This window comes from Nonomuraea sp. NPDC003201 (assembly GCF_053590415.1).
Window position 1 is genome coordinate 26,539 of sequence record NZ_JBSFTC010000011.1, and the last position, 17,801, is coordinate 44,339.

At 71.3% G+C, this 17,801-nt stretch carries 16 protein-coding genes and 1 pseudogene; 7 read left to right on the plus strand and 10 right to left on the minus strand.

What is annotated here, in order from left to right:
* Positions 1–34 precede the first annotated feature (34 nt).
* On the plus strand, positions 35–1,402 hold the full coding sequence (locus ACWDX9_RS07410) for an APC family permease (protein ID WP_449950114.1): 1,368 nt from the start codon (positions 35–37) through the stop codon (positions 1,400–1,402).
* Positions 1,403–1,444: 42 nt separating this feature from the next.
* Here ACWDX9_RS07410 and ACWDX9_RS07415 read toward each other — a convergent pair.
* Positions 1,445–1,600 (minus strand): annotated as a pseudogene (locus ACWDX9_RS07415) (helix-turn-helix domain-containing protein); the annotation flags it as partial.
* 68 nt (positions 1,601–1,668) lie between these two features.
* Between ACWDX9_RS07415 and ACWDX9_RS07420 the strand changes: the two are divergent.
* A complete protein-coding gene (locus ACWDX9_RS07420; RefSeq protein WP_364239961.1) occupies positions 1,669–2,673 on the plus strand; it encodes an acetamidase/formamidase family protein in 1,005 nt (334 codons plus the stop codon).
* A gap of 57 nt (positions 2,674–2,730) precedes the next feature.
* Complete coding sequence (locus tag ACWDX9_RS07425) at positions 2,731–3,552, plus strand: trypsin-like serine peptidase (RefSeq protein WP_449950117.1); 822 nt, start codon at positions 2,731–2,733, stop codon at positions 3,550–3,552.
* Here ACWDX9_RS07425 and ACWDX9_RS07430 read toward each other — a convergent pair.
* From ACWDX9_RS07430 to ACWDX9_RS07440, 3 genes are read right to left on the minus strand one after another with little or no spacing between them, the layout of a single operon-like run.
* Positions 3,536–4,423 carry a Gfo/Idh/MocA family protein gene (locus ACWDX9_RS07430; protein ID WP_449950120.1) on the minus strand — a complete coding sequence of 296 codons (888 nt, stop codon included), beginning with the start codon at positions 4,421–4,423 and terminating at the stop codon, positions 3,536–3,538. The genes ACWDX9_RS07425 and ACWDX9_RS07430 overlap by 17 nt on opposite strands.
* A complete protein-coding gene (locus tag ACWDX9_RS07435) occupies positions 4,420–5,331 on the minus strand; it encodes an NAD-dependent epimerase/dehydratase family protein (protein ID WP_449950123.1) in 912 nt (303 codons plus the stop codon). The genes ACWDX9_RS07430 and ACWDX9_RS07435 overlap by 4 nt, the downstream gene beginning before the upstream one ends.
* 2 nt (positions 5,332–5,333) lie before the next feature.
* A complete protein-coding gene (locus tag ACWDX9_RS07440; protein ID WP_449950126.1) occupies positions 5,334–5,687 on the minus strand; it encodes a YrdB family protein in 354 nt (117 codons plus the stop codon).
* Positions 5,688–5,800: 113 nt separating this feature from the next.
* Between ACWDX9_RS07440 and ACWDX9_RS07445 the strand changes: the two genes are divergently transcribed.
* The 3 genes from ACWDX9_RS07445 to ACWDX9_RS07455 are packed head-to-tail and all read left to right on the plus strand — an operon-like array spanning position 5,801 to position 7,725.
* Positions 5,801–6,493, plus strand: coding sequence for a TetR/AcrR family transcriptional regulator (locus ACWDX9_RS07445; RefSeq protein ID WP_449950129.1), 693 nt, complete (start codon positions 5,801–5,803; stop codon positions 6,491–6,493).
* 24 nt (positions 6,494–6,517) lie between these two features.
* Entirely contained in the window at positions 6,518–6,847 is a 330-nt protein-coding gene (locus ACWDX9_RS07450) for a PadR family transcriptional regulator (protein ID WP_397367058.1), read from the plus strand.
* An 8-nt stretch (positions 6,848–6,855) separates the two neighbouring features.
* Positions 6,856–7,725 carry a hypothetical protein gene (locus tag ACWDX9_RS07455; protein ID WP_449950132.1) on the plus strand — a complete coding sequence of 290 codons (870 nt, stop codon included), beginning with the start codon at positions 6,856–6,858 and terminating at the stop codon, positions 7,723–7,725.
* Here the strand turns inward: ACWDX9_RS07455 and ACWDX9_RS07460 are convergent.
* The 5 genes from ACWDX9_RS07460 to ACWDX9_RS07480 form a co-directional block, all read right to left on the minus strand.
* Positions 7,712–8,302: a TetR/AcrR family transcriptional regulator gene (locus ACWDX9_RS07460; protein WP_449950135.1), complete on the minus strand. Its 591-nt coding sequence runs from the start codon at positions 8,300–8,302 to the stop codon at positions 7,712–7,714. The two genes, ACWDX9_RS07455 and ACWDX9_RS07460, sit on opposite strands and share 14 nt — an antisense overlap.
* A gap of 6 nt (positions 8,303–8,308) precedes the next feature.
* Entirely contained in the window at positions 8,309–10,663 is a 2,355-nt protein-coding gene (locus ACWDX9_RS07465; protein WP_449950138.1) for a PEP/pyruvate-binding domain-containing protein, read from the minus strand.
* Positions 10,660–12,045, minus strand: a complete 1,386-nt coding sequence (locus ACWDX9_RS07470; protein ID WP_449950141.1) for an MDR family MFS transporter — start codon at positions 12,043–12,045, stop codon at positions 10,660–10,662. The genes ACWDX9_RS07465 and ACWDX9_RS07470 overlap by 4 nt, the downstream gene beginning before the upstream one ends.
* 82 nt (positions 12,046–12,127) lie before the next feature.
* Complete coding sequence (locus tag ACWDX9_RS07475; protein ID WP_449950143.1) at positions 12,128–13,414, minus strand: MFS transporter; 1,287 nt, start codon at positions 13,412–13,414, stop codon at positions 12,128–12,130.
* A 31-nt stretch (positions 13,415–13,445) separates the two neighbouring features.
* On the minus strand, positions 13,446–14,852 hold the full coding sequence (locus ACWDX9_RS07480; protein ID WP_449950146.1) for a M20 family metallopeptidase: 1,407 nt from the start codon (positions 14,850–14,852) through the stop codon (positions 13,446–13,448).
* Positions 14,853–14,995: 143 nt separating this feature from the next.
* Between ACWDX9_RS07480 and ACWDX9_RS07485 the strand changes: the two genes are divergently transcribed.
* Complete coding sequence (locus tag ACWDX9_RS07485; protein WP_449950149.1) at positions 14,996–15,904, plus strand: LysR family transcriptional regulator; 909 nt, start codon at positions 14,996–14,998, stop codon at positions 15,902–15,904.
* Between the two features lie 47 nt (positions 15,905–15,951).
* Here the strand turns inward: ACWDX9_RS07485 and leuA are convergent, their stop codons facing one another.
* Positions 15,952–17,658 carry a 2-isopropylmalate synthase gene (leuA, locus tag ACWDX9_RS07490; protein WP_364239987.1) on the minus strand — a complete coding sequence of 569 codons (1,707 nt, stop codon included), beginning with the start codon at positions 17,656–17,658 and terminating at the stop codon, positions 15,952–15,954.
* Positions 17,659–17,801 lie beyond the last annotated feature (143 nt).

The following is a 17,801-nucleotide window of genomic DNA, read 5'->3' on the forward strand; positions in this document are numbered from 1 at the left end:
TGCGAATCGCCCCCCACGCAGCTAGGAGCCGTACATGAGCACAGTCGAGCAGTTCGGCTACCGCCAGGAACTTCAGCGTTCCTTAGGCTTCGCCGACCTGATGATCTATGGCTTGATCTTCATGGTGCCGATCGCCCCGTTCGGCATCTTCGGCCACGTCTTCGCCGTCTCCCACGGGATGGTGGCGCTCGCCTATGTCATCGGCCTGGTCGCGATGGCGTTCACGGCGCTGTCGTACGCGCAGATGGCCCGCGCCTTCCCCATGGCCGGCTCGGTCTACACGTACGCGGGCCGGGGAATCGCCGCCCCCGTCGGGTTCATCGCCGGGTGGGCGATCCTGCTCGACTACGTGCTCGTGCCCTCGCTGCTCTACCTGGTGGCCGGCGTGGCCATGAACTCGTTCGTGCCCGTGGTGCCCGTCTGGCTGTGGCTGGCGGCGTTCATCGTGCTCAACACGGTCGTGAACTACCTCGGCATCCAGATGACCGCCAGGATCACCCGGATCATGCTGGTGGCCGAGCTCGCGGTGCTGGCGATCTTCCTGGTGGTCGGGGGTATCGCGCTGGCCCAGGGCAAGGCGCAGACCGGCGCGCTCACCCCGTTCTTCGACTCCGCCGGATTCAGCTGGAGCGTGGTCCTGGCCGCCGCGTCGGTGGCCGTGCTGTCGTTCCTCGGCTTCGACGGCATCTCCACGCTGGCGGAGGAGAACCGCGAGGACGCCCGCCGGCTCGGCCGCTCCATGGTGGCCGCGCTGGGGCTGGCCGCGGTGCTGTTCGTGGCGCAGACCTGGGTCGCCGCGCTGCTCACCCCCGGCCGCGACGCTCTGATCGCGAACGACGACCCGGCGGGCAGCGCGTTCTACACCACCGCGGAGTTCGCCGGCGGGCACTGGCTGTCGGTGCTGACGGCCGTGGCCACCGCCGTCGCGTGGGGGTTCGCCAACTCGCTGGTCGCGCAGGCGGCCACCTCGCGCCTGCTGTTCGCGATGGGCCGCGACCGCCAGCTCCCCTCGTTCCTCGCGAAGGTGGACCCCAAGCACAAGGTGCCGGTCAACGCGACCCTGGTGGTGGCCGCGCTCTCGCTGATCATCGGTGTCTACATGAGCACGCGGCCGACCGGCATCGGCGAGCTGAGCTCGCTGGTCAACTTCGGCGCCATGGCCGCGTTCCTGCTGCTGCACGTCTCCGTCGTCGTCCACTACGTCATCAGGCAGCGCAGCCGCAACTGGCTCGCGCACCTGGTGGTGCCCGTGGTCGGCATCGTCGTCCTGGTGGCCGTCGTCTTCAACCAGAGCGTCTACGCACAGTGGGCCGGCGGCATCTGGCTGGCCGTCGGCCTCGTCGTCCTCGGCATCTCGTACGCCCGCGGTCGCCGGCCCGTACTCCCCTCGGAGGTCCATTGACTTCCTCCCCACAGCCGAAGCCGGAGGATTCCCACCCTCGCAGACGCGGCGACCTTCGAGAGCGTAAGCGCGGGTCCGTTCTTCCAGAGCCTCGTTGTAGACGAGGCGCACGCAGCCGAACGTCCGGGCGAGCTCGGCGGCCTGCTCGGGGGTCGGGGAGAAGCGGTATTTGCAGGCCCGCTTCACAGGCTGCGCCACACCTCACACTCTACCGAAGGATCAGATAGGACTCGCATGCATGTTCGATATGCGGCAATGGAGGTAAAATGAATGTCGTCTCCTACCGTCCCTCCCCGGAGGACCTGAGCTACACCTTCGGGGGCCGCTCGGCCGTCGGCAAGGTACGGCCGGGCACGATCCTGGAGCTGTACACCGAGGACTGCTTCGGCGGCCGCGTGCGGACCGTGGACGACCTGCCGTCGCGGGTGTGCGAGTTCCCCTACCTGAACCCGGTGACGGGCCCCTTCCACGTCGAGGGCGCCGAGCCCGGCGACACGCTGGCCCTGCACTTCGTGAAGATCACACCGGCCAGGGACTGGGCGGTGTCGACGACGTTCCCCCACTTCGGCGCGCTGACCGGCACCCACACCACGGCCATGCTGCAGCCGCCGCTGGAGGAGCGGGTCTGGCGGTACGACATCGACCTCGACCGGGGCGTGGCCGTCTACCACGCCCGCAACAGCGATTTCAGCGTGGCGCTGCCGCTCGACCCCATGCACGGCACGGTCGGCGTGGCCCCCGCCGCGAACGAGGCGCGCATGACGATCACCCCGGACGCGCACGGCGGCAACATGGACACCCCGGAGCTGCGCGCGGGCGTCACCGTCTACCTGGGCGTCAACGTCGAGGGCGGGATGTTCTCGATCGGCGACGGCCACGGGTTGCAGGGGCACGGTGAGGTCTGCGGCACCGCCGTGGAGTCGGCCATGAACACCGTGGTCGCGGTCGAGTTGGTCAAGGGGGTGGCGACGCCGTGGCCGCGGCTGGAGGACGACCTGCACCTGATGTCCACGGGTTCGGCCAGGCCGCTGGAGGACGCGTACCGGATCAGCCAGCACGATCTGGTCACCTGGACGTCGGAGCTGACCGGGCTGGACACGCTGGACGCCTACCAGCTCGTCAGCCAGGCCGGGCAGGCGCCGGTCGGGAACGTGTGCGACACCAACTACACGATGGTCGCGAAACTGCCCAAGGAGTATCTGGGCCGCCCGGCCGCCTACGAATCGGCGCACGCCCGGCTGCGCGCGCTGGGCTCTCAGTACACAAGTTGAGGTAAAGATTGATGTTGCAGGTCAGAGCACTGATCATCGTCACCTTAAGGTGGGAGTGTGCTCAGGTTGGTGCTGTCTCTGGTCCTGCTCGACCCCACCGCCGTCGCCGAGGTGTCGCAACGTAGCGTCCCCGTACCCCGCGTCCTGACCCCTGACGGCGACCGCCTGGGCTATGCGCCGGTCCCGCGCCCCTACACGGGGGCGCGGCGCCTCACGGGGGTCCTGCTCGGCCGCGACCCCGTGACGCGGACGAACGTGCTGTGCGGGGGCACGGTGATCGGCTCGCGCAGCCGCAGCCTGGTGGTCACCGCCGCGCACTGCCTCTACCAGAACGGCCGCTCGCTCCAGCAGGTGACCTTCCTGCCCGGCTACGACCTGGGGCAGCCGAAGCTGGGGGTCTGGCAGGCCGTGCGCGTGTGGGTGCCCGACAGGTGGCGCACCGAGCCGTACTCGGCGAGTCTGCTGCCGTACGACGTCGGCCTGGTCGGTGTGGCGCGCCGCGAGCGCCCGCTGGAGGCCGTCACCGGCAAGGGCCTGCGGCCGATGCCGACCACCAGGGGCACGAAGCTGCGCGGGCTCGAACTGCTCGGCTATCCGGCGGGCAAGGGCTATCCGGGCACGAAGATGTACCGGTGCGTGGGCGACGCGAGCGAGGGCCTCTCCGAGGGGCCCGGGCTGATGATCACGCGCAACTGCCACGCCGCCGCCGGCGGGAGCGGCGGTCCCGCCCTGTACGGCGACGCGCTGGCCGGCGTCGTTTCGTCGTCCAGCCCGATGAGCGACACCCAGGGGTACACCGTGCTGACCAGGCTGGGCGAGTCCGTGTTCGGGCGGATGCTCGCCAAGGCCGACAAGGAGATGCTCAAGCTGCCCGGCTGACGATCTCCTCGCAGAGCGCGTGGGTGGCGAGGGCGTCGTCGGCGGTGATCCGGCGGCCCTCGCGCACGGCGGCGAGGAAGTCGAGGCAGATCTGCTCGATGCCGCGCTGCCTGGCCACCGGCACCCAGTCGGGGCGGCGGGCGAGCGTCTCCCCGCCCCGGTAGTCGACGACGTCGCCGAGGTTGGCCACGCGGCGCTTGGCGCCGTCGCCCATGGCCTCGCAGGTCTCCTCGCTCGCCCCGCTCGTCCGGTTCATGACGCCGATGGCGGTGAAGCCGTCGCCGGTCAGCTCCAGGACGACGTGCTCGAGGAGGCCGTCCTTGACGCGGGTCCGGCTCCTGGTGCCGGTCACCGGGCCGGGGGCGAGGAACCTGAGGGTGTCCACCACGTGGATGAAGTCGTCGAAGATCACCCGGCGCGGCTCGTCGGGCTGGTTGTCGCGGTTCTTCTCCATGAGGACGAGGTGCCGGGGATGGTCGGCGAGCCCGGCGTATCCGGGCGCGTACCGGCGGTTGAAGCCGACCATCAGTGACCTCCCCTCGGTCTCCGCGAGCCGTACGAGCCGCTCGGAGTCCTGGAGCGTGTAGGCGATCGGCTTGTCGACGTAGACGTGGATCCCCGCTTTGAGCAGGGGCTCCACGATCTGCGGGTGCGCCTCGGTGGCCGCGTGCACGAACGCCGCGTCGGCCCCCGCCTTGATCACCTCGTCCACGCTCGTGGACCGCCCGGCGATCCGGTAGGTGTCGCCGAGCCGGTCCAGGCGGGCCTGGTTGCGCGTGCAGAGGTGCAGGTCGAGGGAGGGCTGGGCGGCGAGCACGGGGAGGTATGCCTTCTCCGCGATGTCACCCAGGCCGATCACGGCTATCTTCACGCCTCGAGCGTAGCCTTGAGGCTCACTTCGATCGGCGTAGGCGCAACACCGAACGTGGTCTGGAAGGCCGAGGAGTCGAGCACGAACGGCTGCGTGAACTGGTACCTGACGTGGCCGAGCTCCCCGATCATGGGCGAGAACAGGCCGGCCACCCTGACCAGCGGCCACGGGAGCTGCGCGAACTTCGGCGCGGGCCGCCCGAGCAGCGCGGCCATCCGCTCCCCCATCTGGCGGAAGCTCAGCGGGTCGCCGGTGGGCACGTGCCACGGCCGGCCCCAGGCCCGCTCGTCGCCGCCGGCCACGATCAGCGCGTCCGCCACGTCGGGCAGGTAGGTCCAGCTGTGCGGCATGTCCGGGGGGTAGACCAGCTGGATGGTCTTGCCCTCCCTGAGCGGCACGAGGAACCGGCCGCCCAGGTAGGACTGGTCGCTGGCGCCCGGGCCGAAGAAGTCGGAGCCGCGCACCTCGGTCGTCCTGATCCGGCCCGCCTCGTGCGCGGCCAGCGCGTCCCGCCACATCTTCGCCCGCACCCGGAACTTGGGGTTGTCGGAGGCGAGGGGCAGGTCCTCGGTCATGGGGCCGTCGACGGGCCCGTACGGGTAGAGGTTGCCGAGCATCACGTACACGGCGCCGCTCGCCTCGGCGGCGGCCAGGAACGACTCGGCCATCGGCGGCCAGTCGGTGAGCCAGCGGTGGTACTTGGGGTTGACGCAGTTGTAGAGGACGTCGGCCCCCTTGGTCGCCTCGATCAGCCCGGCCTTGTCGGAGATGTCGGCGGCCACCTTGACGGCCCCCTCGGGACCGCTGCCCGAGCGGGTCACGACGGCGACCTCGTGTCCCTGAGCGAGCAGCTTGTTCGCCACATGCGTGCCGACCTGGCCGGAACCCACGACGACGTGCTTACCCATGATCAGACCTGCTTCCAGATGATGCGGAGAACCGCGTTGACGACGAACACAGCGAAGAAGACGACGGCGGGGGTCACCAGGCCGGAGGCGTAGAGCGCGACGGCGCCGCCGCCGAACCAGAGGATCTCCAGCGCGGCGCGGGCCAGGCCAGTGAGAGGGAACGTGGCGTTGGCGCCCCCTCCGGCCCCGAACAGCGCCCACGCGGCGATGAACAGCGCCGGCGCGCCCACCCCGGCCAGCAGCTTGATCCACCAGGCGGCGCTCAGGGTGAAGCCCCAGTATCCCACGGAGGCCAGCACGCCGAGCTCCAGGAAGAACATCAGGACGGCGTTGGCGCCTTTGACTATGCCGAGCATTTCGGTCCTCCGTGAACTGCCATTCGCTTACGAGAGCAATGCTCTCTCAAAAGAGCAGGGATCGTCAAGAGCAGTGCTCTCGTTTTTTGGCACCGCTCTGATAGCCTGCTCTCATGACAGCCAGCCGCACCGCCAGAGAACGCGTCAGGGCCGAGCTCACCAGGGAGATCACCGACATCGCGCGTCGCCAGCTCGCCACCGAGGGCGCCGGCGGCCTGTCGCTGCGGGCGGTCGCCCGGGAGATGGGCATGGTCTCCTCGGCCATCTACCGCTATTTCCCGAGCCGCGACGACCTGCTGACCGCGTTGATCATCGACGGCTACAACGCGCTCGGCGAGAGCGTGGAGCGCGCCGACGCCGAGTGCCGCCAGGACGACTACCCGCGCCGGTGGATGACGGCCTGCCACACCGTACGCGACTGGGCGCTGGCGCACCCGCACGAGTACGCGCTGCTCTACGGCTCCCCCGTGCCCGGCTACCAGGCGCCGCAGGACACGATCCCGGCCCGGATCCGCGACGTCACCGTGCTGGGCCGGATCGTCTCCGACGCCTGGGCCGCGGGCGCGGTCCAGACCCTTCCCGGCGAGGCCCCGCGCGAGCTGGCGCCGGAGGCGGAGGCGATCCGCGGGCTCATGCCCGGCGTGCCCGACGAGGTGCTCTGGCGCGGCCTGTCCGCGTGGACCACGCTGTACGGATGGGTCAACTTCGAGGTGTTCGGCCAGTTCAACAACACGATCGAGAACAGGCGCGCGGCGTTCGAGCACTCGATGCGGCTGGCGGGTTCGGCGATCGGGCTTGCTCAGTAAGACTTACTAAGTTTTACTGAATACATGGCACGGAGAACGAAGGAGCTCGGCCGCTTCACGGACGTGGCGCTGCTGGTGCTCATCAGCCTGGCCGAGGGGCAGAAACACGGCTATCGCATGATCAACGACATCGAGGAGTTCTCGGGGACCTCGCTGGAGCCCGGCACGCTCTACGGGGCGCTGATGCGGCTGGAGGAGCGCGGCTGGATCGAGCCGGTCGAGTCGGCCGAGCGGCGCAAGCCGTACCGGATCACCGAGAGCGGGCGCTCGGCGCTCGGCGAGCAGCTCGCCACCCTGCGCCGCATCGAGCAGGCCGGCGCCAGGCGCACGGGAGCGGCTTGGGGGCTCGCATGATGCGCGCGGTGGCAATGGCGATGCTCAGCCTCTACCCGAAGGCGTGGCGGGAGCGCTACGGCGAGGAGGTCGCCGACCTGATCGCGTCGCGACCGGCACGCGTGCGCACGGTGCTCGACCTGGCCTCGGGCGCCGCCGACGCGTGGCTCCACCATCGGCGCGTCCCGGGGGCCCGGACCTTGACCGTTCCGCTCGCGGCGGTCCTGACCTGCATGGGGACGGCGCTCCTGCTCATGTGGAACCCGGGCCTGCGCGACGCGGCCGACGTGGCCGGCCTGCGCGGCGTGTGGGCCGAAGCCGGGCCGGCCGCGAGGAACATACAGGGCATGGCGCAGAGTCTGTTCGCCATGGCGGGCGTCATATCCGTGCTCTCGGTGGCGCCGCTGCTCAACACCTGTCTCGCCGCGATGCGCCGTTCCGTGCACGGGCCGCTCACGCGGATGACCGCGCGACGGGTGGTCATGACGGCCTGGTTGCTCGTGATCCCCGTCGGGCTGGTCGGTCTGACCTTCGTGAGCCTCGCCTTCCTGCACGCCGGCTATCCCGTCGGGCCGCTGGGTGAAGCGATGGTGGGGGGCTTCCACGTGCCGCTCATCATGGCGCTGGTCCTGCCGCTGCCCATGACGGCGGCGGGCGCGCCGTCGCTGGGTTCCGACGTGCGCGGCACCGGCCAGATCCTCGCATCGGCGGCCCTCGGCAACGCGCTCGCCTGGGGCGCCGTCGCGATCCTGCTGGTGCTGGGCCTGGAGAAGGCGTCCTGGTCGTTCCTGGCGATGGTCGCGACGAGCGCGCTGGTGAGCGTGTGGATGACCATCGTTGTGACGAGGAGCGCGATCAGGCGTGGCAGGACTTTGATGGGCCAGCTCAGCCCCGCGTGAACAGCGGCACCAGCACCTCGTCCACGATCGCGACGACGAGCTCGTCGGGGACGGGCGAGCCCTCGAAGAGGAAGTGGTGGCGCAGCAGCGCGTGACCGGCGTCGAGGCGGCGGGGGGTGACGGCCTCGGGGGCGACCTCGCCGCGCTCGACGGCCCGGCCGACGACCTCCGTCATCAGCCTCCTGGAGGTGCTCTGGGAGTCCTTGCGCAGGGTGCGCAGCGGGGACCCGCTGCTCAGCGCCTCGCCGAGCAGCCCGCGCATGGCCTCGCCCGCCGGGCCCGCCAGGGCCTTCGACGTCATCATGAGCATGGCCACCAGGTCGTCGCGCAGATTGCCGGTGTCGGGCGCGGCCCCGGGGGTGGGCAGCGAGTTGTAGACCGCGTCCATCACCAGCTCGATGCGGGTGGGCCAGCGCCGGTAGAGCGACGCCTTGCTGGCCTTGGCCCGCTCGGCGACGCGCTCCATGGTCAGCCCGGCGTAGCCGGCCTCGGCCAGCTCGTCGAGCGTCGCCTGGAAGATCGCGGCGTTCAGCGCCTCGCCCCGGCGTCGCGGCAGCTTGCGGTGGTCGGTCACCATGGCATCTTAGAGAGCTCGGGTGACGCGACCGGTGTCGCCGTTCACGGTCACCGGCTGGCCGTCCGCCAGCACGGAGGTGGCCCTGCCGGTGCCCATGACGGCCGGGATCCCGTACTCCCTGGCCACGATGGCGGCGTGCGAGGCCGCGCCGCCGGCGTCCACGACCACGGCCGACGCCAGCTGGAACAGGGGCGTCCACGACGGGTTCGTGTAGGGGCAGACGAGCACGTCGCCGCTCTCCAGCCTGGCGAACTCGCTCGGCTCCCTGATCACCTTCACCGGCCCGGTCGTCACGCCGCCGCTGGCCGGGGAGCCGGTGACCAGCGCGTCCCCCGTCTCGCGGACCGGGAAGACGGCCGCGGGGTCGATCAGCCGCACGCCCGACAGCTCCTCCCGCTTGGCCGCCCGCGCCCGGACCGCCTCGCGCAGCCGTTCCCGGTCCGCGCCGGCCATGGCGGTCACGTCGCGGATGGCCTCCAGCTCCGGCAGCCGCAGGTGGAAGACGTCCTCCGGCCGGTCGAGCACGCCCTGCCCGCGCAGGCGGCGGCCGATCTCCATGAGCGATCTGCGCAGGATGGGCTGCGGCATCATGAAGAAGAAGTGGCTGTCCTCGCGGAACGCGACGCCCGCGCGGGCGGCCTCCACCCGCCGCCGCATCCGGGCTCGGCCGCCGGCCGTCAGCCACGGGTGGCGGAGCAGGCGGCCGAGAGCGTCGTCGCCGTCCCTGCGCGCGGGCGGCGCGGCGGCCAGCACCTTGATCAGGTCGATGACGGTCTCGGGGGCGTCGGACCAGGTGGGCGTGGTGACGAGGATCGGGCTCGAGGTCTCGCGGTGGCCGTACTCGGCCAGGAACGCCCGCAGCTCTTCCTCGAACTCGGCCGGCCTCGGGCCCCCGTCGAGCGCGCCCGTCCGCCTGGCCAGCTCGGCCAGCCGTTCCAGCGCCTGGTTGGCGTCGGTGGTACGGGTACGCGCCCCGTGGAGCAGGCCGCCGAAGAGCCGGCCGCGCCCGAGCAGCTTGACCGCCACCAGCAGCCGCAGCAGCGCCAGCCCGGTGCCGGGCAGGTAGTCCGCGCGCAGGCCGGCCACCGGGTCCACCAGGTCCAGGGCCTGCCGGGGCACGCGGACGAGCTCCGCCCACGGCAGCTCCGCCAGGTCGCGGGCGGCCAGCTCCCTGACCGCGGCCAGGTAGGCTCGCAAGCGCGGGTCCTCGGTCCAGCGTGCGGGGTCGAACCTCCTGGCCCTGGCCAGCAGGCTGAACGGGACACCCGGCAGCTTCCGGGTGGGGCGCGGGCTCTGCGGAACGAGCTGGTAGACGACGCCGTCCTCCTCCCGCAGGAATCCCTCGAACACGCCGGCTATGCCGAAGCCGGCCGCCACCCTGGCCATCAGCCCGACGGGGCCGTACGGGATCCAGGTCGTCATGTCGATCGGATAGGGCCGTTCCGGGAGGTACTCCATCAGAATGGTGGCGATGCGGCGCTGGGCCGGGTTGAGCCTCCCGACCGGGGGCGGCGGCAGCGCGGTCATGGGCCGGGCCTGCAGCAGGTGGACGCGACCGCCCGCGTACGCCCACTCGATGTCCTGGGGCCGCCCGAAGTGCGCGGCGACCTCCTTCCCCAGCCTGACCAGCTCCCCGAGCGCCGCGTCGGGCAGTCGGTCCTGAGTGGCCGAGCCCGTCTCGCGCGTCACTCCCCCGCCCGCCGCGCCCCTGATGACGACCTCGCGACGCCCCGGCGTGAAGGCCGTGCCGGCGTCGGAGATCACGTAGTGGTCGGGCGTGACCAGGCCGGACACGACGGCCTCCCCCAGCCCGCTGCTGCTGTCGACGACGAGCTCGGCGCGGTCGCCGGTGACCGGGTTCGCGGTGAACATGACGCCCGCCAGGTCCGCCTCGACCATGCTCTGCACCACGACCGCGATCCGCACCTCGGCGTCGTCGATGCCGAGCCGGGCGCGGTAGGCGACGGCGCGGTCGGTCCAGAGCGAGCCCCAGCAGCGGCGTACGGCGTCGAGCACGGCCCGCTCGCCCACGACGTTCAGGTACGTGTCCTGCTGGCCGGCGAACGCGGCCCCCGGCAGGTCCTCGGCGGTGGCGCTGGAGCGCACGGCCACGGGCCCGCCGCCGAGCGCGGCGTACGCGCCGGCGACGGCCTCCCGCAGCTCGTCGGGCAGCTCGACCTGCTCGAAGTACGCCCGCGTGCCGTGCCCCTGGGCGATCACGTCGTAGGCGTGGGTGGTGACGACGAAGCCGCCCGGGACGGGGAAGCCGTTCCTGACGAGCTCACCCAGGTTGGCGCCCTTGCCCCCGGCCATGGCCAGGTCGTCCCGGCCGAAGGCGGCCAGCGGTGCGACGAGTTTCACGATCTCTCCTCGGCGTAGGCGGTGGTGCGGAGCGGACGCGCCGGCAGCGCCAGCGCGAGGAAGAACGCCACGGCCAGCAGCGGCGCCATGGCGGCGAAAACCGGCGGCACGGCCGCGGCGAAGGCGTCCCGCATGCTGTCGGGGACGTCGGACGGGTTCGTGGCGGAGATCCCGGACCTCAGCGTGATCAGCGCGCCCACCAGGGCGACCCCGGCGGACGCGCCGACCTGGCGCAGGAAGGTCACCGACGAGGTGGCGGTGCCCAGGTCGGCGTACTCCACGGCGTTCTGGGCGGCCAGCACCATGGTCTGCATGACGAGCCCGACCCCCAGCCCGGTCACCAGCATCGCGCCGGCCAGCGCGAGCGGGTCGCGGCCCGCCAGGCCGATCAGCCCGAGCCCGGCGGCGGCCACGGCCGTGCCCACGATCGGGTACGGCCGGTACCTCCCGGTCCGCGTGATCAGCCGCCCGGACACGACGGTCGTGGCGAGCACGCCCGCCATCAGCGCCGTCACCAGCAGCCCCGCCCCCGTCGCGCTGGAGCGCAGCGCGATCTGCAGGTAGGCCGGCATGTACGTGATCGTCCCGAACAACGCGAACCCGATGAGCAGGCTGATCGACACCGGCACCGCGAACGCCCGATCGCGGAACAGCCGCAGCGGCAGGATCGGGTCCCTGGCGAACCGCGTGCTGACCAGCCACGCCAGCGCCCCGGCGATCGCCACGCCGAGATAGGCGGGGTTCCCGGTCTGCCCCAGCAGGACCACCCCGACCACGGCGACGGCCAGCGTGACGGCGCCGGCGACGTCGAGCGGCGCCCGGCCCGCCTGCCCGCGCGGCCTCGGCAGCCGCAGGGTGGCGCTCAGCACGACCAGCGCCAGCACCCCGAGCGGCGGGTAGATCGCGAAGATCCACCGCCAGCTCAGCCGGTCGACGAAGAACCCCCCGATCAGCGGCCCGCCCACGGCGGCCACCACGTACATGGCCCCGATGAGCCCGAGGTAGCGGCCCCGCTCGCGCGGGCTCACCACCTCGCCGATGATCGCCTGCGCTCCGATCATCAGCCCGCCGCCGCCCAGGCCCTGCACGGCCCGGAAGGCGATGAACTGCGGCATCGACGTGGCCACCGCGCACAGCACGGCCCCGGTCACGAACACGACGATGGCGACCTGCATGGTGGGCTTGCGGCCGTACCGGTCGCCGAGCTTGCCGTAGACGGGCATGACCACGGTGGCGGCGGCGAGGTAGGCGCTGACGACGGCGGGCATCTGGTCCAGCCCGCCCAGGCTGCCCGCCACGGCCGGCAGCGCGGGCGCCATGATCGTCTGATCGAGCGCACCCAGCAACATCGCCAGCATCAACCCGGACAGCACGACACCCATGACGCCTCTCCTTAGAGAACGACTCGTTCTCTAAGGAGCATAGGATTCAACTCGAAGAAACGCAACGTTCACTAATAGGGCCTCAGCGGATGCCGCGGGTCCGGAGCGCGGCGGCCAGGGCGGCGATGCTCAGGAAGGAGACGGCCAGCAGGTAGTACGCCGGCGACACCTGCGAGCCGGTCCCCGAGACGAGCGCCGCGGCGATGGCGGGGGTGAACCCGCCGAAGACCGCGACCGCCGCGTTGTAGCTGAACGACAGGCCGGTCGCGCGCGCCTGCACCGGGAACGCGTCGGCCATCACCGACGGCAGCGCGCCGAAGTAGGCGGCCTTCAGCAGGCCGAGGATCGCCATGCAGAGCGTCAGGGTCAGGAACGACGGCGACGCGGTGAGCCAGAGGAACAGCGGGACGACGCTCCCGCCGATCAGCACCGCGGCCGGGATCATGATCTTCAGCCGGCCGAACCGGTCGGCCATCAGGCCGACGAAAGGCGTCGCGACGGTCAGGGTGACCCCGGTGATGAGCAGCGCGACGAACGACAGCGAATCGTCCAGGCCCAGCTCCTCGATCCCGAAGGTCGGCATGTACTGCAGGATGAAGTTGAGCGCGGTCGAGATGACCAGCGCGCCACCGGCGATCAGCAGGCCGCCCCAGTGGTCGCGGAAGACCGACCGGATCGGCGAGGGACGCTCGCCCGTCGCCTCCGGGGTGATCGCCGGCGACTCCAGGACGTACCGGCGGATGTAGAGGCCGACCGGAAGGACCAGCAGCCCGAACACGAACGGCACCCGCCAGCCCCAGGCCGCCATCTGCTCCTTGGACAGCACGGCGGTCAGGCCCGCGGCGAACCCGGAGGACATCAGGGTCGCGAGCCCCTGGCTGGCGAACTGGAAGCTGCCGAGGAAACCCTTGCGGCTGTCATCCTGCTCGACCAGGAACGAGGTGGCGGCGCCGAACTCGCCGCCGGCCGCGAATCCCTGGATCAGCCGCGCGACCACGATCCCCAGCGGCGCGAGGAGTCCGAGCGTGGCGTAGCCGGGCATGACCACGATCAGCAGGGTGCCGAGGGCCATCAGCCAGATCGTCAGCACCAGGGCCTTCTTACGCCCGTGCCGGTCGGCGTACGCGCCGATGACCAGCCCGCCGAGCGGACGGATCAGGTACGTCACGCCGAACACGGCATATGCCTGCACCAGCTGGACGCCGGGCGCCTCGGCGGGGAAGAACGCCTGTCCGATGTAGGCCGCCATCAGCGCGTACACGGCGAGGTCGAACCACTCGAGCGCGTTGCCGATGGTCGCCGCCGCGATCGCGCGGCCGGCGGAGCCGCGCGTCGCGGGCTGGGTCGAGTCTGGGGAGGCGACGGCCATCGAAGGTCCTTCCGGTGGGGGCTGACGTGCGTCAGACCGGGCGAGGGGCGGGGAGAGGGTGGTCGGCCGAAGGGTTGCCGAGAGCGTGGAACAGCGCGGCGGCCAGCACGACGCCCTCGCGGGCGATCCCGGCGAGCAGGTGCTCGTCGGGCGCGTGCTGGAGGCAGCCCGGGTACGAGTGCGGCAGCCACAGGGTCGGCAGGCCGAGGACGTCGGTGAAGACGAAGTTGGGCAGGGAGCCGCCGATGTTCGGCAGCAGGGCGACGGGCCCGCCGGTCACCTGCTCCAGCGATCCCCTGGCCCACCGCACCCACGGGTCGTCGAGCGCCGTACGGCTGGCCGGGAAGTGGCCCAGGACGCTGACGCCGACCATCGGGTAGCCGTGGGCGGCGAGGTGCTCGGCGACGGCCCGCTCCACGCCGCTCACGTCGGTCCCGGCCACGTACCGCAGCTGCAGGATCGCGCGGGCCCGGCCGGGGATCGCGTTGACGGGGTTGTCGATGTCGGCCGACCCCATCGCCAGGACCTCCAGCGTGTTCCAGCCGTACAGCCGCTCGGCGGCGGTCAGGCCGGTGTCGCCCCAGCCCTCGTCCGGGGCCGGGTCACCGGGGCTGTTCGCGACGGTGACGCCGGCCAGCACCTCGCGGACCGCGTCCGGGAGCTCCGGCGGCAGCAGGGCGGGCACCCAGATACGCCCGTGCCCGTCGACGCAGGTCGCGATGGCGCCGGCGAGGGTGGTGGCGGGGTTGCGCAGGACGCCGCCCCAGTTGCCGGAGTGGTAGGTGTTGGGGCGCAGATCGACGTCGAGCGCGATGTCGACGCCGCCGCGCGACCCCAGGAACAGCGTGGGCGTCGCCGCGTCCAGGCGCGGGCCGTCCGAGGCGATCAGGACGTCCGCCCGCAGCTCCTCGCGGTGCGCCGCGGCGAACTCGGCCAGCCCCGGCGAGCCGATCTCCTCACCGGACTCGAACAGGAAGATCAGGTTGAACCCGAGCCTCCCCTGCCGGGCGAGCAGCAGGCGCAGCGCGGCGAGGTTGATCAGGTGCTGACCCTTGTTGTCGGCCGAGCCGCGGCCGTACCAGCGGTCGCCGTCGGCGGTCAGCGTCCACGGGTCCCGGCCGTCGCTCCACCGGCCCGCGTGGCCGTCCACCACGTCGGCGTGGCCGTAACACAGGAGCGTCGGCAGCGAGGGTGACTCGATCCGGGTGCCGACCAGGAACGGGCCCCCGGCGGGGTCGGGGTTGGCGTGCTCGGTCACGGAGCACCCCAGGCCGGTCAGCGCGGGCGCCAGAACCTCGTCGAGGTATGCCTTGACGGCAACGCGGGCTCCCGGCTTGGTGCTCTCGGTGGGGTAGGAGACCATCGCGGCGAGGTCGGTGAAGAACGCGCCGGAATCGACGTACCCCTCCGCCTGTTCGATGAGGTCTGCTGGGATCACGAGAGGTTCCTCCGGGGGATCGCGGGGCTGTGCTGGTCAGCAGCGTAGGACGGTTCACGGGCCCGGGACCATTGCCGTTTGCCGCAACGAGCGTTCTACTATTGGCAAACCCGTGTGCCCGAAGCATTTACCAGGAGGTCCCGATGCAACTCCTGCCGGTGGGCCTCTCGTACTTCCTCGAGGTGGCCCGGACGGGGTCGGTGACCGAGGCGGCCCGTACGCTGACGGTCGCGCCTTCGGCGATCAGCAGGCAGATCGCCAAGCTGGAGTCCGGCTGCGGGGTGCCCCTGTTCGTCCGGCATCCGCGCGGGATGGCGCTGACCGAGGCCGGGTCCCGGCTCCTCGCCCACGTCCGCCGCAGCGAGGCCGAGGCGTCCGCCCTGGTGAACGAGTTGCGGACCGGGAGCGGAGCCGATGTCCGCAACGTCACGGTGGCGTGTTCTGAGGGGTTCGGACGGCGGATCGTCCCGCGGGCGATGGCGGCCTTCCGGCGCGACCACCCCGACGTGACGTTCCAGCTCGACGTCGTCCCCCGGCAGGAGGCCACCCGCCGGGTGATCGAGGGGATCGCCGACGTCGCCGTCACCTATGCGATGGGCCCGCAGCACGATGTGCGGGTGGAGTGCGCCGTCGTGATCCCGGTGGTCGCGATCGTCCCGCTCGGGCACGAGCTGGCCGGACGTGATCAGGTCGGGCTGGCGGAGCTGTGCGAGCACCCGCTGGCCCTCGCCTCCACCGGGACCAGCCAGCGCGAGCTCTTCGACATCGGCACGCAGATCGAGGGGCTGACGGTCCGCCCGGTGCTGGTCTGCGACGGGCTCGGCCCGCTGCACGAGTTCGTCCGCTGCGGGGGTGGCATCGCGCTCGTCGGAGATCTCGGCGACCTGCACCGGGAGGGCTCGGGCGAAGGGGTCGCCTACGTACGGCTGGACCATCCGGTGTTCCGCCAGCGGGAGGCCCAGGTGCAGACCGCCCTGGGCCGCCGGCTGCCCTGGTCGGTGACGGAGTTCACCGGGCTGCTGGTCTCACTGCTCGGCCCGCCGCCCAAGTGACGGACAGCCCCTTGGACGGCGTACCGAGTGGATGGGGTGCGGTGCGGTCAGCGCGAGGCGCGGTTGACCGCGGAGATGATGGCCTTGAGCGAGGCCGTCGTGGTGTTGGCGTCGACGCCGACGCCCCACAGCACCTGGCCGTCGACCTCGCACTCCAGGTAGGAGGCGGCCTTGGCGTCGGAGCCGGCGCTCATCGCGTGCTCCACGTAGTCGAGCACGCGCACCTGGATGCCGACCCCCGCCAGGGCGTCGATGAAGGCCGAGATCGGGCCGTTGCCCGCACCCGCGATCTCGCGGATCTCCCCGTCGACCCGGACGTCGGCGCCGATGCGGTCCTTGTCGTCCACCGTGGACTCGTGGCGGTGGGCCATCAGGCTGAGACGGCCCCAGCGGTTGGCCGGGTTGGGCAGGTATTCGTCGCGGAAGATCTCGTACATCGCGGTGGGGCTGATCTCGCCGCCCTCGCTGTCGGTGCGGGCCTGCACCACCTTCGAGAACTCGATCTGCAGCCGGCGCGGCAGGTCGAGCTGGTGGTCGGCCTTCATGATGAACGCGACGCCGCCCTTGCCCGACTGGCTGTTGACGCGGATGACGGCCTCGTAGGTGCGGCCGATGTCCTTCGGGTCGATCGGCAGGTACGGCACCGCCCAGGTGAACGCGTCGACCGGCACGCCCGCCGCGGCCGCGTCGCGCTCGAGGTGCTCGAAGCCCTTCTTGATGGCGTCCTGGTGGGAGCCGGAGAAGGCGGTGTAGACCAGCTCGCCGCCCCACGGGTGGCGCGGGTGCACGGGCAGCTGGTTGCAGTATTCGGTGACGCGGCGGATCTCGTCGATGTCACTGAAGTCGATCTCGGGGTCGACGCCCTGGGAGAACAGGTTCATGCCCAGGGTGACCAGGCAGACGTTGCCGGTGCGCTCGCCGTTGCCGAACAGGCAGCCCTCGATGCGGTCGGCGCCCGCCATGTAGCCCAGCTCGGCGGCGGCCACGGCGCTGCCGCGGTCGTTGTGCGGGTGCAGCGACAGGACGATCGAGTCGCGGTGCTTGAGGTTGCGGTGCATCCACTCGATCTGGTCGGCGTAGATGTTGGGGGTGGCCATCTCGACCGTGGCCGGCAGGTTGATGATGACCTTGCGGTCGGGGGTGGGCTGCCACACGTCGTTGACCGCGTCGCACACCTCGACGGCGTATTCGAGCTCGGTGCCGGTGAACGACTCGGGAGAGTACTGGAAGTAGACGTCGACGTCGCTCGCGTCGGCGAGCTTCTTGACCAGCTTGGCGCCCTCGACGGCGATGGCGGTGATGCCGTCCTTGTCCAGGCCGAACACGACGCGGCGCTGGAGGGTGGAGGTCGAGTTGTACAGGTGGACGATGGCCTGCTTGGCGCCCTCGATGGACTCGAAGGTGCGCTCGATCAGCTCCGGCCTGGCCTGGGTCAGCACCTGGATGACCACGTCGTCGGGGACGCGGCCCTCTTCGATGATCTGGCGGATGAAGTCGAAGTCGGTCTGCGAGGCGGCCGGGAAGCCGACCTCGATCTCCTTGTAGCCCATGCGTACCAGCAGCTCGAACATCTGCAGCTTGCGATGGGAGTCCATCGGGTCGATCAGGGCCTGGTTGCCGTCCCGCAGGTCCACCGCGCACCAGCGGGGCGCCTTGGTGATGACCTTGTCGGGCCAGGTGCGGTCGGTCAGGCGGATGGGCTCGAACGCCTGATAGCGATGGGTCGGCATGGGGCTGGGCTGCTGAGTGGTCATGTCTGCTGGCTCCTCGTCGGTCGAAAGAAATCGGCCGACGCGCATGACTGGCTCCGCGGCGAGGGAGCCGGCCTCAGTGGCCCCCGCCGCGGCAGCTAAGAAGCAGCCCACGCAGCATGCCATGCACGTTACCAGACGTCTCG